20 protein-coding genes and 1 riboswitch are annotated in these 22,187 nt (G+C 71.0%); of the genes, 8 read left to right on the top strand and 12 right to left on the bottom strand.

Translation table 11 applies throughout. From position 1 onward, the window contains the following. Together EXE59_RS06120 and EXE59_RS06125 are read right to left on the bottom strand one after the other, a co-directional pair. Positions 1-2,403 carry a xanthine dehydrogenase family protein molybdopterin-binding subunit gene (locus tag EXE59_RS06120; protein WP_135838107.1) on the bottom strand — a complete coding sequence of 801 codons (2,403 nt, stop codon included), beginning with the start codon at positions 2,401-2,403 and terminating at the stop codon, positions 1-3. Next, positions 2,400-3,971: an AMP-binding protein gene (locus tag EXE59_RS06125; protein ID WP_135838108.1), complete on the bottom strand. Its 1,572-nt coding sequence runs from the start codon at positions 3,969-3,971 to the stop codon at positions 2,400-2,402. Before EXE59_RS06125 ends, EXE59_RS06120 begins: the two co-directional genes overlap by 4 nt. A 72-nt stretch (positions 3,972-4,043) precedes the next feature. Here EXE59_RS06125 and EXE59_RS06130 point away from each other — a divergent pair, with 72 nt between their 5' ends. After that, positions 4,044-4,577: a PadR family transcriptional regulator gene (locus tag EXE59_RS06130; protein ID WP_210428903.1), complete on the top strand. Its 534-nt coding sequence runs from the start codon at positions 4,044-4,046 to the stop codon at positions 4,575-4,577. Positions 4,578-4,904: 327 nt separating this feature from the next. Beyond that, a complete protein-coding gene (locus tag EXE59_RS06135; RefSeq protein ID WP_210428904.1) occupies positions 4,905-6,071 on the top strand; it encodes a benzoate/H(+) symporter BenE family transporter in 1,167 nt (388 codons plus the stop codon). Between the two features lie 143 nt (positions 6,072-6,214). On the opposite strand, the gene EXE59_RS06140 is transcribed toward EXE59_RS06135, so the two are convergent. The 4 genes from EXE59_RS06140 to EXE59_RS06155 form a co-directional block, all read right to left on the bottom strand. Continuing rightward, positions 6,215-7,774: a CocE/NonD family hydrolase gene (locus EXE59_RS06140; RefSeq protein WP_246056555.1), complete on the bottom strand. Its 1,560-nt coding sequence runs from the start codon at positions 7,772-7,774 to the stop codon at positions 6,215-6,217. Between the two features lie 338 nt (positions 7,775-8,112). Continuing rightward, the gene (locus EXE59_RS06145) at positions 8,113-8,937 is read right to left on the bottom strand and encodes a DUF4190 domain-containing protein (RefSeq protein WP_135838112.1); all 825 of its coding nucleotides are present in this window, start codon (positions 8,935-8,937) and stop codon (positions 8,113-8,115) included. A gap of 267 nt (positions 8,938-9,204) precedes the next feature. Beyond that, a complete protein-coding gene (locus EXE59_RS06150; protein WP_135838113.1) occupies positions 9,205-10,086 on the bottom strand; it encodes an RNA polymerase sigma-70 factor in 882 nt (293 codons plus the stop codon). Between the two features lie 2 nt (positions 10,087-10,088). Then, the gene (locus EXE59_RS06155; protein ID WP_135838114.1) at positions 10,089-10,685 is read right to left on the bottom strand and encodes a carboxymuconolactone decarboxylase family protein; all 597 of its coding nucleotides are present in this window, start codon (positions 10,683-10,685) and stop codon (positions 10,089-10,091) included. 142 nt (positions 10,686-10,827) lie between these two features. On the opposite strand from EXE59_RS06155, the gene EXE59_RS06160 reads away from it, so the two are divergent. After that, positions 10,828-11,511 carry a GAF and ANTAR domain-containing protein gene (locus EXE59_RS06160; RefSeq protein ID WP_135838115.1) on the top strand — a complete coding sequence of 228 codons (684 nt, stop codon included), beginning with the start codon at positions 10,828-10,830 and terminating at the stop codon, positions 11,509-11,511. Between the two features lie 25 nt (positions 11,512-11,536). Here the strand turns inward: EXE59_RS06160 and EXE59_RS06165 are convergent, their stop codons facing one another. Next, positions 11,537-12,097, bottom strand: coding sequence for a helix-turn-helix domain-containing protein (locus tag EXE59_RS06165; protein WP_168218419.1), 561 nt, complete (start codon positions 12,095-12,097; stop codon positions 11,537-11,539). Positions 12,098-12,180: 83 nt separating this feature from the next. Here EXE59_RS06165 and EXE59_RS06170 point away from each other — a divergent pair, with 83 nt between their 5' ends. The 5 genes from EXE59_RS06170 (at position 12,181) to EXE59_RS06190 (ending at position 17,492) form a co-directional block, all read left to right on the top strand. Then, positions 12,181-13,338, top strand: a complete 1,158-nt coding sequence (locus EXE59_RS06170; RefSeq protein ID WP_135838117.1) for a pyridoxal phosphate-dependent aminotransferase — start codon at positions 12,181-12,183, stop codon at positions 13,336-13,338. A gap of 9 nt (positions 13,339-13,347) precedes the next feature. Continuing rightward, positions 13,348-14,955 (top strand): LuxR family transcriptional regulator, encoded by a 1,608-nt coding sequence (locus EXE59_RS06175; protein WP_135838118.1) that lies wholly within the window; start codon positions 13,348-13,350, stop codon positions 14,953-14,955. Between the two features lie 83 nt (positions 14,956-15,038). Continuing rightward, positions 15,039-16,442 carry an FAD-binding oxidoreductase gene (locus tag EXE59_RS06180; protein WP_135838119.1) on the top strand — a complete coding sequence of 468 codons (1,404 nt, stop codon included), beginning with the start codon at positions 15,039-15,041 and terminating at the stop codon, positions 16,440-16,442. Then, positions 16,439-17,071 (top strand): GNAT family N-acetyltransferase, encoded by a 633-nt coding sequence (locus EXE59_RS06185; RefSeq protein WP_135838120.1) that lies wholly within the window; start codon positions 16,439-16,441, stop codon positions 17,069-17,071. The genes EXE59_RS06180 and EXE59_RS06185 overlap by 4 nt, the downstream gene beginning before the upstream one ends. An 88-nt stretch (positions 17,072-17,159) precedes the next feature. Then, a complete protein-coding gene (locus tag EXE59_RS06190) occupies positions 17,160-17,492 on the top strand; it encodes a hypothetical protein (RefSeq protein WP_135838121.1) in 333 nt (110 codons plus the stop codon). 11 nt (positions 17,493-17,503) lie between these two features. Here EXE59_RS06190 and EXE59_RS06195 read toward each other — a convergent pair whose 3' ends face one another. The 5 genes from EXE59_RS06195 to EXE59_RS06215 all read right to left on the bottom strand — a co-directional run bounded on the left by EXE59_RS06195 (position 17,504) and on the right by EXE59_RS06215 (position 21,924). Beyond that, a complete protein-coding gene (locus EXE59_RS06195) occupies positions 17,504-17,932 on the bottom strand; it encodes an SRPBCC family protein (RefSeq protein WP_135838122.1) in 429 nt (142 codons plus the stop codon). 243 nt (positions 17,933-18,175) lie between these two features. After that, positions 18,176-18,940: an ABC transporter permease gene (locus tag EXE59_RS06200; protein WP_135841147.1), complete on the bottom strand. Its 765-nt coding sequence runs from the start codon at positions 18,938-18,940 to the stop codon at positions 18,176-18,178. Positions 18,941-19,001: 61 nt separating this feature from the next. Then, positions 19,002-19,745, bottom strand: a complete 744-nt coding sequence (locus tag EXE59_RS06205) for a cobalt-precorrin-4/precorrin-4 C(11)-methyltransferase (RefSeq protein WP_135838123.1) — start codon at positions 19,743-19,745, stop codon at positions 19,002-19,004. Then, positions 19,742-21,274: a precorrin-2 C(20)-methyltransferase gene (locus EXE59_RS06210; protein WP_135838124.1), complete on the bottom strand. Its 1,533-nt coding sequence runs from the start codon at positions 21,272-21,274 to the stop codon at positions 19,742-19,744. The genes EXE59_RS06205 and EXE59_RS06210 overlap by 4 nt, the downstream gene beginning before the upstream one ends. Next, positions 21,271-21,924 (bottom strand): precorrin-8X methylmutase, encoded by a 654-nt coding sequence (locus EXE59_RS06215; RefSeq protein ID WP_135838125.1) that lies wholly within the window; start codon positions 21,922-21,924, stop codon positions 21,271-21,273. Before EXE59_RS06215 ends, EXE59_RS06210 begins: the two co-directional genes overlap by 4 nt. Positions 21,925-21,955: 31 nt before the next feature. After that, positions 21,956-22,091, bottom strand: a riboswitch (cobalamin riboswitch). Between the last annotated feature and the right edge of the window lie 96 nt (positions 22,092-22,187).

Genomic DNA, 22,187 nt, shown 5'->3' on the forward strand with positions numbered 1-22,187 from the left:
TCAGTTTCCCTTCGGTTGGGTGAGCAGTTCGTGCAGGACGTTTCCGTGCAGTGGCAGCGAGTCGATCGTGACGCCCTCGCGGTGGAGTGCGTCGGCGACGGCATTGGCGATCGCCACCGGGAGGCTCATCGAGCTGCCTTCACCGCAGCCCTTCGCGCCGAGCCTGGTCAGGGGTGACGGTGTCTCCAGGTGGTCGCTGATCAGCGGGAAGATCGACTCTGCCGAGGTCGGGCAGAGATAGTCCATGAAGGTGCCCGCGGTGGGCTGCCCGGCGTCCGAGTAGGTCATCTCCTCGAACAACGCTCCGCCCAAGGCCTGGGTGATCGCGCCGTGCACCTGCCCGTCCAGCAGGGTCTTGTTCAAGATGGTGCCGGCGTCGTGGACACTGGAGAGGCTCTCGATCGTCAGCGTCAGCGTCTCCCGGTCGATCCGAACCACCACCACATCGGCGACGAAGCCGTAGCAGAGGCTGGAATTGATCTGGTCGGTGCGTGAGGCCGCCTTCGACTGCGGGGGCGTGAAAGCGGCCTCCTCGTAGAGCCGGGCCGCGAAGTCGTCCGGCAGGGAGCCGGGGTCCCAGTGGACGAGCCCGGCCGCGTGCCGGAACGCCACCGACTGTCCGGGATCGTCGATGGCGCGCACCATCCCGTCTGCGAGCTCGAGCCGCTCTGGCTCGATCTCGAGCAGCACGGAGGCGGCCACCTTGATGGTGGCTGCAATCCGGTCGGTGGCCTCGAGCAGCGCGCTGGTCAGCAGCGGGGAGAACCTCGAGGAATAGCTTCCCGAGCTGATCGTCCACGGAGTTGTCGCAGTGTCCATCTCCACGCGCGGGCGAACCTGTTCACGTGGCAGGCCGAGGTGCTCAGCGACGATGTCCCGGGCGACCGTCGCGTGTCCCTGCCCCTGGGGGACGGTCCCGAGGAGCACGCTGACGATTCCTTGCGGGTCGACCGACACACGGACGTGCTCGGTCGACCCGGACTTGCCGCGCTTGGCGGTGCGGTCCTCGACAGGGGTGGCGAGACCGACGTACCCGATGTTCGTCGCCGACGGGTCGACGATCGTCGCGATCCCGATCCCCATCCACTCACCGTTCTCGCGCGCGGCCATCTGCTCCTTGCGGAGTCGCTCGTAGTCGGCGTTGTCGAGGGCGAGCTCGAGCGCTCGTTCGTAGTCGCCCGAGTCATAGATCCCCCCACTCGGAGTGGCGTAGGGGAAGGCACTCGCCGAGACCATGTTGCGGCGGCGGACCTCTGCGGGGTCGAGACCGCGCTCGCGGGCGATGTCGTCGATGAGTCGCTCGAGGCCGAAGTACAGCTGCTGCCCGCCGAAGCCGCGGTTGAGCCCGGTGGGCGCCTTGTTCGTGACCACGGCGCGTGCCCGGATACCCACGGCGTCGATCTTGTAGGCGCCGGTGATGTTGCCGAAGCAGCGGTAGAGCGTGCTCGGCTCCGGGGGCCTCAGGTAGGCGCCGACATTGTCGATGAGGTCGACTCGCAGCGCACTGATGACTGCGTCGTCGTCCACAGCGGCCTCGAACGTCATCAGGCGGTCGGAGCCGGCCGAGCTGGCGAGGAGGTGCTCGAGCCGGTCCTCGGTCCACCGCACGGGCCTGCCCGCATGCTTGCTGGCCAGGGCCATCAGCGCGATGTACGGGTAGACCGCAGACTTGATGCCGAAGCTGCCGCCGATGTCTCCGGGCACTATCAGGCGCAGCGACGAGGTGGGGATCCCGAGGGCCCCGGCGACGACGGGCGCCATCGAGAAGGGGCCGTGGAAGTTGGCGTGCGCAGTGATCTCGGGGCCGCCGGGGCCGTCGCGCCAGTCAGCGACGACGACGTAGCACTCCATGGGTGTCGAGGAGTAGCGGGGGAAGGAGTAGCTACGGGTCACGACATGCGGCGCCTCAGCGAATGCAGTGTCGACGTCACCGAAGGTGAACGCCCGGTCGGTGGCGACGTTGCTGTCGGACTCGTCGTGCAGCAGTGGGGCTTCAGGCGTGAGGGCCTGGTCGGTTCGAACGACGACCGGAAGCGGTTCGTACTCGACCTCCACGAGCTCCGCGGCGTCCTCAGCCAGATACCGGTCGGATGCCACGATGACGGCTACGGGCTCGCCCACGAAGCGCGTCTTGTCGGTGGCGGTCGGGTAGTAGGGGTGGGGCGTCTTCACCGACAGCGGGAACGGCTTGAGCGTCGCAAGCACCTCGTCGGGTCCGATCACCGCAGCCACGCCGGGCATCCGACGGGCCCTGTCGAAGTTGATCGACCGGATCCGGGCGTGCGCATGGGGGCTACGGACGACTGCCGCCACGAGCGTTCCCGGAAGCGGGTCCAGGTCGTCGAGGAACCGCCCCTGGCCAGTCAGGAGCGCGGCGTCCTCGACGCGAGCGAGATCGGTCACGCGGAAGCACCTCCCTCGGTGTCGGCCAGGGTCTCGAACTCACCTGCGGTGAGTCGACGGCGAAGGATCTTGCCGACAGCGGACTTGGGGATCTGGTCCACCACGACGTACCGCTTGGGCCGCTTCAGCGACGGCAGCCCCGACCCCTCCCGGGCGAACTGCTCGACCTTCGAGAGCGTTGCCTCGGCCGAGTCCCCGGGGCGTCCCACGACGAACGCGGTGACCGCCTGACCCCACTTGTCGTGCGGGGTGGCTGCGACGATGACCTCTTCCAGGTCCGGGCAGGCGGCAAGTGCGTGCTCGATCTCCTCGGGGTAGAGGTTCTCGCCGCCCGAGTTGATCATGTCGTCGACGCGGCCCGAGACCCACAGGTCACCGTCCTCGTCGGCGACGGCGAGGTCGTTGGTGAAGTACCAGCCGTCCCGGATGGCCCTGGCGTCGGCGTCGGGCCGGTTCCAGTAGCCGGCGAATGCCTCGGGACTGTCCAAGGACGCGATCACCTGCCCGCGTTCACCGTCCGGCACGACCTGGTCAGGGCTCGCCCCTGGATCGGGGTCGACGAGCCTGATCCGGGAGAACAACCCGGCTCGTCCAGCACAGCCGGGCTTGCTGATGTTGTCGGGGCCGATCGTGAACGTGTAGATCTCGGTACTGCCGTAGTGGTTGACGAAGCGCGCAGGATTCACCGTCCGCACGAGCCGCTGCGCAAGAGTCGGCGTCATGGAGGCGCCGGCGTAGGCCAGATTGCGCAGCGACGTGGCTTCGCCGAGTCGGTCGCCGTGCATCAGGCTCCAGTACATCGTGGGGACGAGGTAGAGAGCGCTGACCTGCTCGCCGACGATCAGCTCGAGCGCCTCGTCAGCATCGAACTTGGCCTGCGGCACCCAGGTCCCCGCCGACAGGACGGTCGCCAGCAGGCTGCGGAGACCCATCGTGTGGAACAGCGGCATGACACCGAGGGTCACCTCACCGGGACCGTGGCCGGTCTGCACCAGGTGCGCCAGCGCCGCGTAGTGCTCGGCCCGGTGGGTGCGCGGAACGCCCTTGGGGCGTCCGGTCGTCCCGGAGGTGTACAGCATGACGCTGATGTCTTCGCCCCGTGGCTTCGCAGGGACGATCGTGCTCGGCGCCCGGTCAGCGGGTCGCGCCACCGAGGGAACCCCTGCGGGAGCGTGGTCCGGATGACCCGCCCACACGAGGGGCGGAGGCTTTTCGACCGTCTCCACTGCTCGGACGACGAGGTCGTAGGTGTGCTCGTCCACGGCGATGAGTGCGGGATCGCAGTCGCCGATGCAGCATGCGAGCTCCTCCGTGCCGAAGCGCGTGGAGAGTGGCAGGGACGCGATCCGAGCCTTCTGTGCAGCCAGGTGCAGGGTGGCCAAGGGCTCGCCCCCCTGGAGCATGAAGATGGCGCGGCTCCCCTCGGCTGCTCCGAGGTCGTGCAGGGCGTGGGCGTAGCGCTCGGTGCGCGCGTCCCACTCGGCGTAGGACATCGGAGCGGCGCCGCCGACTGCGCGACGATGCGGATATCTCTCGGTGGTCCACCGGAGGGCTGTCGCAAGATCCATCGTGCCCGCTCCTACCGTATATTTCAGATCATCTGTTTCGGACGTTCATGACGCTACGATATGCTTCGGACCGTGTCAACACCGAAACTGACCCCTACCTCCTACGTCGTGCTGGGCATGGTGTCGATGCGGGGACCGTCGACGTCGTACGACCTCAAGGGGGCCGTCAATCGTTCCGTCGGCTACTTCTGGCCCTTTCCCCATGCCCAGCTGTACTCCGAACCGAAGCGGCTGGTCGACCTGGGCCTCCTCGAGGTGCACCAGGAGGAGGGTGGTCGACGGCGTCAGCTCTACTCAGCCACGCCGGCAGGGCTCGAGGCACTCAGGTCCTGGCTGGGTGAGCCCACCCGCGAGCAGATGCAGGTGCGGGACGTTGCCGAGCTCAAGCTCTTCTTCGCGGAGTTCGCCAAGGCCGAGGACGTCCTGCAGCTGGCGCGAGAGCAGGTCGAGCAGCACCGCGAGCGCATCAAGGTCTACGAGGGGATCCAGGAGCGGTACCGGGGCCGCGAGGACGTGGCAGACCGCATGGTTCCCCTGGGACTCGGCCTTGCGATGGAGCACGCCGCCCTCGACTTCTGGGAGAAGCTCGAGGAGGAACGTAGCTGACCGGCCCCGCCGCTCCAGGACCGGCCGCCACCCGGCTCGCGGCGCTCGGCGAGCAGTGGTCACGTGCGGTCGCAGTGCGCGCGCCGTCCGAGGAGTCACCCCTTGACACCGTCCTGGAGTCGACCTAGGTTTCGATGATCCAAATCAGACGGTCACTTTCAGACCGTCTGCCGTCTGTCATCGAGGTGGCCCATGACCAGCCCCACCACTGGCTCCACCAGCCAGCCCACTCCTCCCAGGACCCCTGCCGACCATTCCTTGATCGAACCAGGACCCGGTTTCAAGTCAGGCCTTCGCGACCTCCGGCGCCACGTCGGTGTGGCTCCGGTGAGCGCCGGCCTGGTGGCCGCGATCTTCGGTTGCACGGGTCCCGCCCTGATCATCATCAACGGGGCCAGTGGAGCTGGGCTGTCCGACGAGCTCATCACGTCCTGGATCTTCGGCATCTACGTCTTCGGCGGACTCATCTCGCTCACCCTCGGGCTCTACTACAAGATGCCCATCACGGGCGCCTGGAGCATCCCCGGTGCGGTTCTCGTGGTCGGCGCGCTTGCAGACTTCGAGTTCAGCGAGATGGTCGGCGCCTTCTTGGTGGCGGGAGTGTTGGTACTCGCGCTGGGCCTCACCGGGCTGATCCGTCGCGTCGCCGCGTGGCTCCCGGCGCCCATCGTGATGGCGATGATCGCCGGCGCGCTGATCCGATTCGGCACGGGCGTGGTCGACGCAGGTGTCAGCACGCCGGTGATCGTGATCGCCGCCGTGGTCGGATACCTGCTGCTCACCCGATTCGTCAGGTCCGTGCCTGGCGTGGTCGGTGCGCTGGTGCTCGGCATCGTCGCTGCGATGGTCACGGGGGCCTTCGGGTCCACCAGCGCCGACTTCGCGCTGTCGGCCCCCCAGCTCGTCGCGCCGGCGTTCGACATCAATGCCATCCTGGCTGTGGCCATCCCGCTTGCCGTGCTGGTCATCGGCGCCGAGAACGCCCAGGCCACCGGGGTGCTGATGGCTGAGAAGTACCGGCCTCCGGTCAACGCGATGACCCTGATCAGTGGCGCCGGCGGCATCCTGGCCCCGCTCTTCGGCGGCCACAACGCGAACATCGCGGGGCCGATGACTGCCATCTGCTCCTCGGAGCAGGCCGGCGAGGACGAGGACGGACGCTACGTCGCCACGGTGGTCAACGGCATCCTGTTCGCGCTCTTCGGCGTCTTCGCCGGTGTCGCGGTCGCTCTCGTGTCGGCCCTGCCCCCGACGTTGATCGCCGCTGTGGCCGGGTTGGCGATGATCGGAGTACTGATCTCGGCGTTCCGCGGCGCCTTCGGTGTCACCGGGTTCCAGACGGGTGCGTTCGCCGCGCTCGTGATCGCGATGAGCGGCGTCACCATCCTCAACATCTCCGCTCCGTTCTGGGCACTGCTCGGCGGAGTCCTGGTGTCCCTCGCCGTCGAGTCCAAGGACTTCAAGGTAGGCGCCGACCACCGTTCCGAAGGTTGAACCGAGGCGCACACGGAAGCGACGGAGGCGCTCCGGGGGACGTCGCACCGTTGAGCTCGTGCTGACCCCTGATGAGTGGGACTCACTCGTCAGCCTCGTCCGGCGGGACGCCCCGCAGCGGCGACTCGCGAGCTGCCCCCGTCCTAGGTCCGCCGTGAGCAGGGCAGGTGCACTCGCGAGAACCCGCCGTCGCCGTGGCAGATCTTCCTCGTCGACGGCGCCAGGTCCGTGCTGGTCGCCGGATCCTGGTCCGTGCCCAGGTTCCTGGCGTACCGCGGGTGCGCTCCACCGGAGACCTGCAGGCGGAGGCGGTTGCCGGGGGTGAAGCGATGCGCCACGGCGTCGAGCCGGAGGGTGATGGTCCCGTTCGCATCGTCCGGCCCCAGCCTCACGAACCCGTCGCTCACGTTGACGGACCGGCCGTCCTGCTCCACCTCGCACACGCGCACGAAGAGGTCGGCGTACGGGTTGTCGGTCTCGTGGACGACCTCGACCACTGGACTCCCGACCACTTCCAGGGGTTCGGTCAGCGGTGGGCTGGTGAACGTCGCCACGTCCGGCCGTCCCTCGAGCCTCCGGTTGTCGCGGCGACCGCCGATCGCCGGGTTGATCACCTGGCCGCCGACCGCCGGGGTGGGATCGGAAGGGTCGTACGTGAACGTCGTCGGACCGGCAGAGGAGGGCGGCGCGGTGACGCCCAGACCACCGCCTGGCTGGAGGTGGAACACCCGTTCGCCGGTCGGCGGCGGCCAGGCCTCCAGGTTGCGCCACTCCCGGGCGCCGGTCACGAAGATCCGCACCGGGCTCGGTCGTGCCGGCCCACCGGCCCCGGCGAGGTGCACGGCGAGCCAGTCCAGTGCTTCGGCCATGATGATGGCGCCGCCCTTGGTGGCCGTCTCGACGTGGGTCCACGGTCCGATGGTGAGTCCCACCTCGACGTCGCGCTCCCGCAGCCGGTCGTACTCCTCGAGCATCTGGGTGGGGAACCGGTCCTGCCACCCTGCCTGGAGCAGGACCGGCACGGTGACCCGCTCGAGCGCCAGGCCCAGGCGCAGGTCGCGCCACACAGGACTCTCGGCGTCGGACGCCAGGAGCCAGTCGGCGTACGGCATGCGGCTGCCGGCGAAGACGGTGTCCTGCGCGTTGACGAGGGGGAGGTCCTCGTACGCCGGCCTCAGCCGGCGGCTCGACGTCGCCGCGCGTGCGACCTGCCTGATCGCTCCGTCCTCCAGGTGACCCAGGGCGTCCATGAGGCCCACGACCTCCTCGAGGGAGAAGGCCCCGGTGCCGTGCGCCCCCCGGTGGGCGTCGTGCCCGGAGATGGCGACCACCGCAGCCACCAGCTCCGGGGGAGGGTCCGCCATCACCGCCCATGCCGCGTGCCCCAGGTAGGACGCTCCCCAGAGCGCGAAGCGGCCGTCGAGCCAGGGTTGTCGACGCAGCCAGGCGACCGCGTCGGCGCCGTCGGCCCTCTCCTGGCCGAACGGGTCGAGCTCCCCTCCGGAGCCGGACGTCCCGCGGCAGCCCTGGTTCACGACCCGGTAGCCGTGGCCGGCGAAGAACCCGGCTGTGAGCTGCGCGATGGGCCCGTCGAGGCCGTACGGCGTGCGCAGGAGCACCGTGCCCGACGACCCGCTGAGCGGTGAGTACACGTGGGTCAGGAGCTGCACGCCGTCACGCATGGGGACACGCGCGCGGCTCACCGTGTAGGCGTGACGGCCCGGAGGCAGCCGCAGGACGCGCGCGAGGACGGCTCTGTGCGGGTGCCGCAACCGGGACTTCACGCAGTGTCCCGGGGGACTGGCATCACCACGTCCATGACGACTCCGGTTGGCGGGTAGGACCTCGATGCGAGCGTACTGCGACCGCCGCCGGCCGACCGTGGGGACTGCTGTCGACATCGCGCCCCCACCGGGGCCGAGGCTCTGAACCGTTCGAGCGCTGGCACGCGGATGTCGTCTCAACTGCTCTGGCTCTGAACGCAGAAGCGGCCCCGCGCCTGCCAAGGACGACGGGGCCGCTGCCGCTGGAGCCAGGTGCGCTACTTCACTGCGACGAAGGTGTCGTCGCTCAGCATGCCGGGCGACACGGCGAGTACGCCGTCCTGCCAGTTGGCCGGAACCTCGAGGAGCTGGTCGCCCTTGATCGACGCACCGTTGTAGACGGTCTTGAGCGAGTCGAACTCGTTCTCGGCAATGAACATCGTCGAGCCGCTGGTGGAGTCGATCGTGGTGCCGTCCGGGCTGACGAAGTTCACGGTCGCCCACGCGGTCGAGCCCTGCTCGTCGTTGCCGGTGTAGGTGGCGGTCATGTTGATCGACAGCAGGACTGATCCGGCCGCCGCCTTGGAGCCGAGGGAGTCGACCGCGACGGTCTTGACGGAGTTGATGGCCACCGTCCAGTCGTCGCCGGTGATCTCCGAGCCGAGGGGCGCGGGGTTGTCGCGCGTCGTGCCGAGCTCGGCGTCCGAGGCCCCGTCCTCGTTCGAGGCGGCCTCGTCGCCCGACTTCGGCGCCTTGACGGACGTCTTGGTGGTCTCGTCGATGGCCTCGTCAACCGCGCTGACGAACAGTGCGTTGATGAGGACGGCGAAGATGACCGCGAGGGCACCGAGCACGATGCCAGCGATGGCCAGGCCCTTGCCCGCGTTCGCCTTCTTCGACTTGGCGAGTCCGACACCGGCAAGGACGACGCCGAGGACGCCCAGGATGATGCCGAGGATGTTGAGGAATGGAATCCACGAGCCCAGCAGGCCCAAGAGGCCCAGCACGAAGCCCGCAGTCGCGAGTCCATTGCTGCCCTTCACCGGCGCTGGCGGCTGGTAGCCGGGGTTCGGAGCATACGTCGGTTGATCGGTCTGAGACATGGTTCCCCCATGAGCTGTGTTCGGGTCGCCCCGACACGTCTTCGTACGGGGATTGCTCGTTGCACGAGACCCCACGATCGTAAAATCTTGCTGCGGTCCCCGCTGGCGAACGGGTAAAGCCGTTGAGGGCCGCCGCGCCTCTCTCGCGGGCCAGGCGCCATGGTGTGACGCGAGTCTCGCGGGCCAGCTCTGCTGGCCGGCCCGCCGCCCGAGCGGCCCGAGGACGCGCTCGTCGCGGCGTGTCTGCTCCAAGCCGGTGCTGACGAGTCACCGGCGGAGCGTCGCCTCGCTGTCGATGCCGCTGAGCTTCGCCGGGTTGCGGATGGCGTAGATCCGGGAGATGCGGCCGGCCTCGACGACGAGGCTGATGGCGGTGTCGTAGCCGTCGGCGACGTCGACGATCTTGGCGCCGGGCGAGCCGTTGAGGGTGACGGGGACGATGCGGGCGCCGGCGCCGAACTTCTCGAAGGTGCGGAGCAGGTTGGCGACCTTCTTCGCGCCGACGACGGGGTGGAGGGTCGCCTGCGCGACGCCGCCGCCGTCGGCGACGAGCACGACGTCGGGGGCGAGGGCGTCGAGGAGTCCCTGGAGATCGCCCTGGGTGACGGCGGCGAGGAAGCGCTCGACGACCTGCTGCTGCTCGCTTCGCTGGACCTCCACTCGCGGCCGACGAGCGGCGACGTGCTCGCGGGCACGGTGACCGATCTGGCGTACGGCGGGCACGGACTTGTCGACCGCCTCCGCGATCTCGGCGTACGGCAGGTCGAAGACCTCGCGCAGCACGAACACTGCCCGCTCGACCGGCGTCAGCGTCTCCAGCACGGTGAGCATCGCGAGCGACACGCTCTCCGCCAGCGCGACGTCGTCGGCCACGTCCGGCGCTGTCAGCAGCGGCTCGGGCAGCCACTCGCCGACGTACTGCTCGCGCCGTCGCGCGCTGGCACGGAGCTGGTCGAGCGCCTTGCGGGTGACCATCCGCACCAGGAACGCGCGAGGGTCGCGGACCTCCCCGCGCGCGTCGGCGCCGATCCCGTCCCAGCGGATCCACGTCTCCTGCACGACGTCCTCCGCCTCGGCGGCCGAGCCGAGCATCTCGTAGGCGACGGTGAAGAGCAGTCCGCGGTGCGCGACGAACGGGTCCTCGATCACGGTCACGACCCTACGGCGGCCGACGGCGTGGTCGGCTGGGCCAGGGGCTTCAGGCCGCACGCGTCGGCGAAGCCGTCGGACTCGATGCCGAGCGCGACGTTGCTGCGGGTGGTGAAGTTGGCGAACGCGACGACCGCGGTGAGCTCGAGCACCCCGGCCTCACCGAGCTGTGACCGCAGCGACTCGACGAGCTCGTCGGTCACCGACGGCTCGGTCTCGGTCATCGCCTCGGCGTACTCGAGCACGTCGCGCTCCAGCGGCGAGAACACCTCCGACTCGCGCCAGCGCGGCACCTCGCGGGCCTTGTCCATGTCGAGGTCCCTGTTGTGCGCCTCGAAGTAGTTGAAGTCGAGGCACCAGGTGCAGCCGACGCGCGAGGCGACGGCCATGTGGGCGAACGACTTGAGCTGCTCGTCGCACCTGTCCCACTTCTTGACCTTGGTGCCGACCGAAGCCATGTCCATCAGCACCTGCTGGTGGTGCCAGTAGACGCCGATCGACGTGGGCACCGTGCCCAGCGTCCTGCGGGCGAAGCGCTTGATGAGCCAGCCCTTGAAGCCGGTGATCTCGGCAGCGGGGATGCGGGCCGTTCCAGACATGTCGTCCTCCTCGTGTGACGGGTAGGACATGAAGACGCCGGCCGACCCCGATGTGTGACACCCCGGCTGCGCCGGGTCGCTGCTCGTCTCGCTGGCCCTCACTGTGATCCTGCTGTTGATCTTCGTCTTCTAGGGTGTGGCGATGAGTGAGGACCGCATCGTCGAGGCATCCCGACGCCTGTCCGCCGCCCTTCGGCCCGGCGACCTGGACCAGACGCTCGCCAACATCACCGCGGCCGCTGTCGAGGTCCTGCCGGACGTACGGTCGAGCAGCCTGACCATCAAGCACTCCGACGGCCGGCTGGAGACGGTGGCCCCGACCGACGGCACCCTGCGGAAGGTCGACGCGGCGCAGTACGAGCTGCAGGAGGGACCCTGCTACGAGGCCGCGATCGACACCGTCCACGTCGTGTCGCCGCACCTCGCGGCCGATGACCGCTTCCCCCGGTACGCGCCCGTGGCCCTGCGGGCAGGGATCAAGGCGCAGGCCGGCATCCGCCTCTTCGACGCACCCGACTCGAGCGGCGCCCTGAACCTCTACTCCGACAAGGTCGGTGCCTTCGAGGACCTCGGGATGCTCGCCGACCTCTTCGCGCACCAGTCCGCCGTCGCGCTCGACTACGCCCGCAGGGTCGACCAGCTCGAGGAGGCGGTCGTCAACCGTCAGCTGATCGGTCAGGCGGTCGGGATGGTGATGGAGCGCTTCCAGGTCGACGACGCCCGCGCCTTCGGCTTCCTGACCCGCCTGTCGAACCAGGAGAACATCAAGCTGCGCCACGTCGCAGAGCGGCTCCTCGCCACGGCACGCGACACTCCAGAGGAGTGACCAGCCCATCGGACCGGGACTGCCCCTAGGGTCCCGGGCGGGTGATGAGCAGGGTTCCCCGTACGTCGCTCCCGCTGAGGCGCTGGTAGACGTGCTCCTGGCCGGCGTCGAACGAGATGTAGTCCCCTGCGGACAGCTCGACTGCCTCGGCCGTCGGTCCCACGCGGACCCGGCCCGAGTGGAGGTGCAGGTGCTCCTGCGTGCCCCGAGGGTGCGCCGCCGACACCTGGGCCGTCGTGCCGTGCAGGCGGACGTCGTAGATCTCCAGCGAGGCTCGCGCACTGGTGACCGTCTCGAGCAACCAGGCCTCCACCGCGTCGCCGACGACGTGGGGCCCCTCCTCCGAACGGACGACGCGCGGCGCTCCGGCTCCACGCGGCGTCGCGATGAGATCGGCCAGCGGCGCGTCGAGCGCGTTGGCGAGCGCGTAGAGGGTCTCGAGCGTGGGGTTGCCGCCACTCGCCTCGATCTGGGCGAGGGTCGCACGCGCCACCCCGGCGCGTCGGGACAGCTCGACCGTCGAGAGTCCGCGCTGGAGCCTGAGGCTGCGCACGGAGGACGCCAGCGCCTGCATCTGCGCATTCATGTTGACCATCATGCCAGTCGTTCTGTCTAATGGAATGGACAGCGGCTGTCGGGAGGGCACGCGACAGCGGCAAGGAGGTCGCCATGGCCAGCCGGCTGGCACACATCCCCGGCATCGGGGTCAACGTGGTGGGCGATCGCGCCGACGCCCTCGCGGACCCGGCGATGCTGCGCCTGGAGAACCTGGACACCGACCTGCGGCCACCGGAGCGTGCGCTGGAGCTGACTCGATCCGCTGTCGACCGGGACGACGCCAACAGCTATCTCCCCTTCGAGGGCCACCACGACCTGAGGGCCGCTGCCGCCGCCCACGTCGGGAGGCTCGCAGGGCGCCACTACGACCCCGCGAGCGAGTGCGTCAGCGTGGCCGGCGGCCTGAACGGCGTCTTCAATGCGTTGCTGGCCATCACCGAGCCCGGGGACGAGGTCGTGATCGCCGATCCGATCTACGCCGGGTTGGTCAACCGCATCCGGCTGGCCGGCGCAGTGCCCGTCCACGTCCCCGGCGTGGCCACCGCTCACGGATGGACCACCGACCCGCAGCAGCTCGCGGCCGCCATCGGGCCTCGTACGGCAGCCGTGCTGCTGATGGGACCGGCGATGCCGACCGGCGCGGTCTTCGACGAGACACACCTCGACGCGATCGCCGCGCCCGTGCTCGAGCACGACGCGTGGGTGCTGTACGACGCCGCGATGGAACGCATCCGCTTCGACGGCCTGCCGGTCGTGCACCCCGCCGGCCATCCGCAGCTCTCGGACCGGGTGATCACGGTCGGTTCCGCCTCGAAGGAGCTGCGGATGATCGGGTGGCGGGTCGGCTGGGTCGTGGCCCCCGAGCAGGTGCTGGCCGACATCGCCCTCGTCGGGCTGACGAACGTCGTCTGCCAGGTCGGCATCGCCCAGCAGGCCGTCGCGGCGGCGCTCTCGGCCCCGGACGCGGCCGAGGACGTCGCCGCAGCCACGAGGACGCTCCAGCAACGCTGCGAGCTGGTCCTCGACCAGCTCTCCGACTATCCGCTGGTGCCACCCGACGGCGGCTGGTCGTTGCTGGTCGACGCGGGCCAGCTCGGACTCACGCCGGCGGAGGCCTCGGCCCGGCTGTTCGACCGCGGCCGGGTCGCCGCCACGCCGATGGACGGCTGGGGCCCGTCCGGTGGCCGCTACCTCCGCCTGGTGTTCGCCAACGAGCCCGTCGCGAGGCTGGCCGATCTCCGTGACCGGTTCAGTGCTGCGTTCGACTGACGGGCCACCGTGAGCGCGGCGAGCTCCCTGGCAGCCGGACAGGCCGCCCTCGCGCGCGCCGCCTGGGCTGACGCGCGCGCGTGCTTCGAGGCAGCGGCCGCCGCCGAGGACTCGCCGCAGGCGTGGGAAGGCATCAGCCGAGCCGCCTGGTGGGAGGGCGACCCGGAGGCGACGATGTCCGCGCGGGTGCGCGCCTACCACCGCTATCGCCGGATGGAGGATGCCCGTGGCGCCGCCCGGATGGCCATGTGGGTCGCCTCGGACCACCTCGACTTCCGCGGTGACGATGCCGTGTGTGCGGTCTGGCTGCGCCGAGCGCGCACGCTCCTCGACGGACATCCGCCCTGCGCCGAGCTGGGGTTCGTCCTCCTGCTGGAGGCCGACGTCGCCCTGCTCGCGGACAACGATCCCCGGACGGCCGCACGCATCGCCGAGGCCGCACTCGCCCTCGCCAGGGCGTGCGACGAGATCGATGTCGAGGTGGTCGCGCTCGCCATCCTCGGCGCCGCGCTGATCGCCTCCGGTGCGATCGGGGAGGGGCTGCAACGACTCGACGAGTCCGCTGCCCTCGCCGTCTCCGAGGAGTTCGGTGACACCGCGGCACCCGGCTGGGCGCTGTGCCACACCGTCTCCGGCTGCGCGGACGCCGGCGACTTCGGTCGCGCCGACCAGTGGAGCCGAGCCCTCCACAGCTGGTCCGCCACCTGGCGGGCGCGCCACTTCTTCGGCATCCGCCGGACGTCGTACGGCGGGGTCCTCACGACGAGGGGGGAGTGGCCGCTGGCAGAGGAGGAGCTCGCCACCGCGCTGACGGACCTCTCGTCGACCCGTCCGGCGCTCGCCGCTCCCACGACGGTGCGTCTCGCCGAGCTGCGCGCACGACAGGGACGACCTGACGAGGCGCGAGCGCTCTTCGAGTCGGCGCTGCCGTTCCACCACGCGGTGGTCGGACTCGGTGCGCTCGACCTCGCGGCTGGTGACCCCAGGACCGCGATCGAGGCGGCCGAGCGCATCCTGCGGCGTCTCGACGATGCCAGCGTGCTCGACCGCCTGCCCGCACTCGAGCTGCTCGCGCGGGCGCACACGGCGGCCGGCGACGCGGAGCAGGCGCACGCGGCCCTCGACCGGCTCGAAGCGACCGGCCTTGCGGCGCCGTACCTGCGTGGGCGGGTCCTCCTCGTCCGGGGCGAGGTGCTCCTGGGCGCCGGGGAGCTCGAGGGCGCGCGCGAGGCTGCGGAGGACGCCGCGGACCTGTTCAGCGGATGCTCGGCTCCGTACGAGACGGCGCGGGCGCGGCTGGTGCTGGCGGGTGCGCTGGAGGCAGCCGGACGACCCGAACGTGCCGCGGTGGAGGCGCAGGCCGCCCGGCAGGCACTCGAGCTGCTCGGTGCGCGCGACGACGCTCGAGGTCGCGACGGAGGCACCGGGACACTGAGTCCGCGCGAGGTCGACATCCTGCGTCTGGTGGCCCTGGGGTGCAGCGACGCGCAGATCGCCGAGAGGCTCTTCCTGAGCCCGCACACCGTGCACCGCCACGTCGCGAACCTCCGACGAAAGCTGGGTGCGTCCTCGCGGGCCGCCGCGGTGGCCAACGCCACGAAGCTGCGCCTGCTCTGAACCCATGGCCCGAACGGGCCATTCGCCCCGGATGGCCGTTCCGGGCGACGCGCTCGGTGCCGGGCGCGCCACAGACTCCCACCATGACCCACACACCACTCATCACCGGTGTCGACGAGCTCCGGTTCCGCCTCAGCGGCGGCCTGCACGAGCCCGGCGACGCCCAGTACGAGGACACCTGCACCCTCTTCAACACGATGGTCGACCGCCGACCGCGCTACGTGGCCCGGTGCGTCGCGGTCGACGACGTGGTCGCCGTGCTCGCCTTCGCGGGTGAGCGCCACTTGCCGGTCGCGGTCCGCGCCGGCGGACACTCGGTCGCGGGCCTCTCCCTGTGCGACGACGGCGTCGTGCTCGACCTGCGCGGCATGACCGAGATCGACGTCGACCCCGACAGGCGGACCGTACGGGTCGGCGGTGGCTGCACCTGGGCCGACGTGGACCGTGCCACCCAGGCCCACGGACTCGCCACCACCGGAGGCCGGGTGTCCACCACGGGCGTGGCCGGACTGACTCTCGGAGGCGGCTCCGGCTGGCTGGAGCGCGCGTACGGGCTGGCCTGCGACAACCTCCTCGCCGCCGAGCTCGTCACCAGCGACGGCGAGATCGTGCGCGCCTCCGAGGACGAGAACCCGGACCTCCTCTGGGCCCTTCGCGGCGGGGGCGGCAGCTTCGGCGTGGTGACGGCACTGGAGATGAGGCTGCACCCCGTGGGTCCGGAGGTCCACGGTGGCGTGGCGCTCTTCGCGATCGACCGCGCGCGCGAGGTGCTGCGGACGTTCCGCGACGTCATGAACGGCGCGCCCGACGAGCTGTCGCTGGCGTGCGCCTTCATCACGGCACCCGACGAGGAGGACGTCCCTCGACACCTGCGCGGGAAGCCGGCGATCGCGATCCTCGGCATGTCGTGCGGCAGCCTGGCCGACGGTCACGACCAGCTCGCGGCCGTCCGGGAGCTGGGCCCTGACGTCGACTTCTTCGGAGCCACGCCGTACGCCGGCCTCCAGTGCTCGGTCGACGACCCGCCGGGCTACCGCAACTACTGGACCGCCGAGAGCGTGGTCGACCTGCCCGACGAGGCGATCACGACCCTCGTGGCGCGGGCGACGGAGCTGCCCGCCGGGCCCTCGCAGCTGTTCATCGTGGCCTGGGGCGGGGCCGTACGCCGCTACGGCGCTGAGCACTCACCACTGACCGGGCGGGAGGCCGGCTTCATCGTCCACCCGTTGCTGCTCTGGGAGGACCCGGCCGACGACCGGCGCTGCATCGACCTCGGACGTGCCTTCCGCCAGGACATGCGCGCGTTCTCGACGGGTGCGACCTACCCGAACTTCCTGGGCGAGGAGGGTGCCGACCGCATGAGGTCGGCGTACGGCTCGAACGTCGAGCGCCTCACCGCGGTCAAGGCGACGTACGACCCCGACGGCGTGTTCAGGACCCACCAGGCGATCCGCGAGATCGCCGCGAGCCAGAGGACTGCCGGATGACGACCTGTGCCACTCGCGACCTCGCATCACTTCCGGTACGCAAGGGCGGCACCGCGGAGACAGGACTGCTCGCCGGTGTGCTCGCGCGGGCCTTCGAGGACGACCCCGTCTCGACGTTCCTCCTTCCCGACCGGTCGACGCGGCGTCGAGGCCTCGAGACGCTGTACCGACTCGTCCTCGTGCCGGAGGCCCTGCATGACGGCGAGTGCTGGACGACGGCCGACCACGGGTGCGTCGCCCTGTGGAAGCCGGCCGGCAAGCCACGCCCCGGCCTGCTGGAGACCGTCCGTCTGACTCCGACGATGGCGCGTGTCCTCGGCCGTCGGACTCCTCGAGCGCTGCGGGCGCTCAGCTACATGGAGGCCCAGGTCCCGCGAGAGCCGCATGCCCATCTGGTGCTCCTCGGCACCGACCCGGGGTGCCAGGGGCAGGGGCTCGGCAGTCTCGTGCTGCGCGAGACGCTCGCACCACTGGATCGCGCTGGCATCCCCGCCTACCTCGAGGCCAGCAGTCCCCGCAGTCGAGCCCTCTACCTGCGTCATGGGTTCGCCGTCATGGACGAGGTGCGTCTCCCCGGGGGCGGGCCACCGCTGTGGCGCATGTGGCGCGATCCGCAGGGTCCCCAGTGATGGCGGATCCACGCGCGCGTACCTCCCAGAAGCCATCACCCCCCACACCCCCGACCACCCATCCCCGACGACGACACCTGGAGAACTCATGGACCTGAACCGCTCACGCACCCGGACGACCCGCATCGCGGCCGGCGCCGCATTCCTCGCCGCAGCCGTCGCTGCCACCGGGACACCTCCCGCCTCGGCCGACCCGACCGGCGGTACGAGTCACCGGCTGCAGGTGCTGTGCGGCGCCGCAGGTGGCGACTTCCACTCCGCCCGCTTCGGGTACTGGAGGTGCCAGGACGCACGGCTCGACGGGATGGGCACGTTCTGGGCAGTCCGTACGGTCTGCGAGCGAGCCGCGGAGCGAAGCTACCTCGAGGCGACGAACATCCCCGAGGCGGGCCGAGGTACCTGGACCTGCGCCCCCCGCTAGGCACCTCGGCCCTACCCGGTCGGAGCCTCGGCGGCCCTCTTCATGCACGACGCCTCGGTCCCGACGTACTGCTCGGTCAACGACCGCGTCATCAGCCACCCCACCCGCGAGAGCGGACCGGACACGTCCACCGCGAGGGTGAGCTGGGCCCCCTCGGGGTGTGGCTCGACCACGTGCGAGGCGGTGACGGTGACGCCGGGGGAGCTCGACTCCCAGGTGAACGACCGCCCGGGTGTCAGCTCGGTGACCGTCCACTCCGCGGTGGGGAGCCGCGGTTGCTGGAGCCGGGTCCGGGAGCCGACGGCGAGAGGGCCGTCGTCGAGACGCTCCACGGCTCTGACGGTCGGGACCCGCTCCGGCCAACGGTCGACGTCGACGACCACGGACCAGACCCGCTCGGGAGGGGCCGCGATCGTGACGGTGTGCTTGTGGCCGGGCACGCCTTCGAGTCTACGAGGCGCAGTCGGTCCGAGAGCTGGTCTCACCGGGTGCCCGCCGACTCTCGACTGCGTGAGCGAGCACCCTCGGGCACCCGGTGAGCAGGAACAGGTCTACCCCGAGTTTCGTGTCGGCACAACCATGGTTGAAGCCGCGACTTGTTGCGCCCGTCCAGCCCCCGCGGATCAGCGGGGTAGGGAGATCGTCAGGGCCCTGCCTGCGAGCGACAGGCGGGTCGCCCGGCGTCATCGCGGCAGGGCGCGGAGGTCGTCGCGCAGGATCCGCCGACCGGCGACGAGGTGGAGCACCACCGCCGCGGTCGCGGCCTGGGCGGCGAGCAGGCCCACGAGCACCAGCACCTGGGCGGCGCCCGCCTCGAGCGCCGTACCGCCACCCAGAAGGACGCCGATGAAGGCCCCGGGGAGGGTGACCAGGCCGACCGTCCGGGTCTGGTCGATGCCGGGCACGAGTGCCTCGCGGGCCGACGGCTCGACCACCAGCCGGGTCGCCTGCGACGACGTGAGACCCACGGCGAGACCTGCCTCGTACGTGCCTGTCTGGGCCTGCAGCTCCTGGAACGCGCGCCGGCCGGTCAGCGTGGCCGCCGTCATGGCGCCGCCGATGATGATGCCCGCGACGGGCAGCAGGCCCGGGCCGTTGAACGGCACGACGCCCGAGCCGAGGCAGATCACGACCACGGGGACTGCGCCCGCGCCGACCGCCGCACCCACCCAGAGGGCGGACGAGGCGGGCAGGCCCAGGCGACGCGTCGAGGTGAGGGTGGCCACGGTGAACATCAGCAGCACGAAGCCGATCGACCAGGTCACCGACCGCAGCACCAGGGCGATGACGGCGGACACCGCCGCGAGCTGGACGACCGCACGCGCTGCCGCGACCACCTGCTCCCGCTCGACACCGAGGCCACCGACCCGCGAGATCACGACCGCAGCCGCGGTGAGCACCACCAGCACGACGGCGAGCCGCCAGTCGGCGCTCGGCGCGGTCGACATCGCGGTCACAGCTCCGCATCCTGCCGTACGGGCGACGTCCCGCCGCCGGCGGACCGCACCGTCAGGGAGTCGATCGTGCGCGGCCCGCCGTGTAGAGCCACGACTCCCCACCGTCGCGAGCCAGCGCCCACCCCACGAGGATCACTGCGGCCTGCCTCAGCCCGGCCGACTCGACCCGGTCGGCGATGTCGGCGAGCGTGCCGCGGAGGACGAGCTCGTCGGGCTGGGACGCCCGATGCACGACCACGGCCGGGCAGTCGGAGCCGTACTCCTGGGCCAGGGAGTCCGCGAGCGATCGGGTCCTCGTGATCGCGAGGTGCAGCACCAGCGTGGCGCGGGTCGCGGCGAAGGCGGCCAACGACTCGGAGGCGGGCATCGCTGTGGAGCGGGCCTGGGTGCGGGTGAGGACGACGCTCTGCGCGACCAGCGGGACGGTCAGCTCGCGGCCGACGACGGCGGCCGCGGCCGCGTACGCCGGCACTCCCGGGCACACGTCCCAGGCGACCCCGGTGGCGTCGAGCCGGGCGGTCTGCTCGGCGAGGGCGGAGTAGAGGGACGGGTCGCCGGAGGTGAGGCGCACGACCTCCAGCCCGTCCGACGCGGCCGACACCATGACGGCGGTGATCTGGTCGAGGTCGAGGCGCTGCGTGTCGACCTGTCGGGCGTCGGGACAGTGGGCGAGGACCTCGGCGTCGAGGTACGTCCCCGGGTAGAGCACGACGTCCGCGGCCGCGAGAAGGGACGCGGCGCGCAGGGTGATCAGGTCGGCCGCTCCAGGACCCGCACCGACGAAGTGGACGGTCACTCCACGAACCTCGGCGTCCAGACCCGGCCGGACGCGGTCACCGTGGTCGACGAGGCGCCGACGATCAGGAGGCACTTCATGTCGACCGCGTCGGCCTCGAGCTCGGCGAGGGTGGTGACGGTCAGCGACTCCTCGGCGCGGCCGACGTCGCGGCCGACCACGACGACGGTGTCGGGGCTGCGGTGCTCCAGGAAGAGCTTCTGGAGGTCGGCGACCTGGGTGGTGCGGCTGCGCGAGGCGGGGTTGTAGACCGCGAGCACGAGGTCGGCCTCGGCGATCGCGTGCAGACGTCGCTCGATCACCGGCCACGGCTTGAGGCGGTCGCTCAGCGACACGACCGCGAAGTCCGCGCCGATCGGGGCGCCTGCCCTCGCGGCAACGGCCTGGACGGCGCTGACGCCGGGGAGGACCTCGATGGGTACGTCGGGGTGGTCGGCCGCTGCCTCGAAGACCGCGCTCGCCATCCCGAAGACGCCCGCGTCCCCGCCGGAGACGACCGCCACCCGCTCGCCCGTGCTCGCCAGCTCGAGGGCGAGGCGGGCGCGGTCGACCTCGACGGTGTTGCCGGAGGCGTGCCGGGTGAGGCCCTCGCGCTGGGGGACGCGGTTGACGTACGGCGCGTAGCCGACGACGTGGTCGACCTGGGCGAGGGCCTCCGATGCCTCGGGGGTGAGCCACGCGTCCGGGCCGGGGCCGAGGCCGATGACGAGCAGGGGGCTTGGTTTCGACACGCTCGTACCTCGCTGCTCAACCAGCGGCACGTCTGCTCGCTGCTCGACCAGCGGCGCACGGCGGCCGCCGGGGTCGTCTGACAGCGTGTCGCCGGGGACCACGATCAGGCTGAAGTACGGGACGGTCGCGGGGTCGACCTCGACCACGGGCATCCAGCGCTCGGCAGGCATCGAGGCGCGCTCGACGTACAGCGCGTGCTCGAGCCGGCCCGCCTGGCGCAGGGCCTCGACGACGCCGGGGAAGCGGCGGCCCAGCTTCATGATGATCGCGCCGTCCGTGTCGGCGAGGCGGCGGGCGAGCTCGGGGACGTCGAGGGTGCCGGGCAGCACGGTGAGCACGTCGGTCTGCCGCACGAGCGGCGAGGCGAGGACGGCGGTGGCGGCGGCGAAGGCCGGTACGCCCGGGACGACCTCGGTCTCGAAGCGCGGGGCGAGCCGGTCGTGGAGGTACATGAACGACCCGTAGAACAGCGGGTCGCCCTCGGCCAGCACCACGACCGTACGGCCGTGCTCGAGGTGGGTGGCGAGACGCTCGGCGCACTCCTCGTAGAACTCGGCCATCGCGCCGGCGTACCCGCCCGGGTGCGCGGTCGGGCCGGTCGTGACGGGGTAGCGGAGCTCCTCCTCGATCGCGGTGCTCGGGATGAGGTCGGCGGCGATCCGGCGGGCGTTGGACTGCTTGCCGACGCCGGCGTGGAAGGCGATGACGTCGGCGTCGCCGATCAGTCGGGCCGCCTTGAGGGTGACCAGCTCGGGGTCGCCCGGCCCCAGCCCGACGCCGAACAGCCGGCCGCTCACTCCCGCTCCTGGGCGAGCGCGTTGAGGGCGGAGGCGGCCATCGCCGAGCCGCCGCGGCGACCGCGGACCGTGAGGTAGGGGATGTCCAGGTCCACCTCCTCGAGCGCCTGCTTCGACTCCGCGGCGCCGATGAACCCGACCGGCACGCCGACGATCGCGGCGGGTCGCGGCGCTCCGTCGAGCAGCATCTCGAGCAGGTGGAACAGCGCGGTGGGGGCGTTGCCGATCGCGACGACAGCGCCCTCGAGGCGGTCGGCGAGGAGGGAGAGCGCAGCGGCAGAGCGGGTGGTGCCCATCAGCATCGCGAGGTCGGGCGTACGCCGGTCGTGCAGCGCGCAGAGCACCTCGTTGTCGCGGGGGAGGCGGGCGCGGGTGACGCCTGAGGCGACCATGTGGGCGTCGGTGACGATCGGCGCGCCCGCGTTGAGCGCCTCGCGGGCGGCGCCGACCAGGCGTGGGTGGATGACGAGGTCGTTCGTCAGGTCGACCTGGCCGGTGCCGTGCACCATGCGGACGGCGACGCGCTCCGCGTCGGCGGGCAGGTGGTCGAAGCGGGCCTCACGGCGGATCGTCGCGAACGACTCGTCGTAGATCGCGGCCCCGTTGGCGACGTAGTCGAAGCGACGGGTGGGTCGGGCAAGAAGGCTCATCACGGCTCCTCGGGGTTCGCGCCCCTGGGTAGGCAGGTGACGCCACGCGGGCAGTGTCTGGCTCGACCTTGACGTGCTCGAGAGGTCTGACAGTGGCGGAACCGCCCCGGACTCGCACCGGGTTCCTGCGTCGCGTGACGAGGGCAGCCTAGGGCAGTCGCTCGTCAGATGAGCACTGTGCAGGCAGTTCGTGCCGCGATGAGGTCGGCTGAGCGTGGACTTCGGCGCCGATCGCGCCAACTGCCTGCATGGTGCGGACCGGA

It is taken from the genome of Nocardioides eburneiflavus (assembly GCF_004785795.1).
GTDB lineage: Bacteria > Actinomycetota > Actinomycetes > Propionibacteriales > Nocardioidaceae > Nocardioides > Nocardioides eburneiflavus.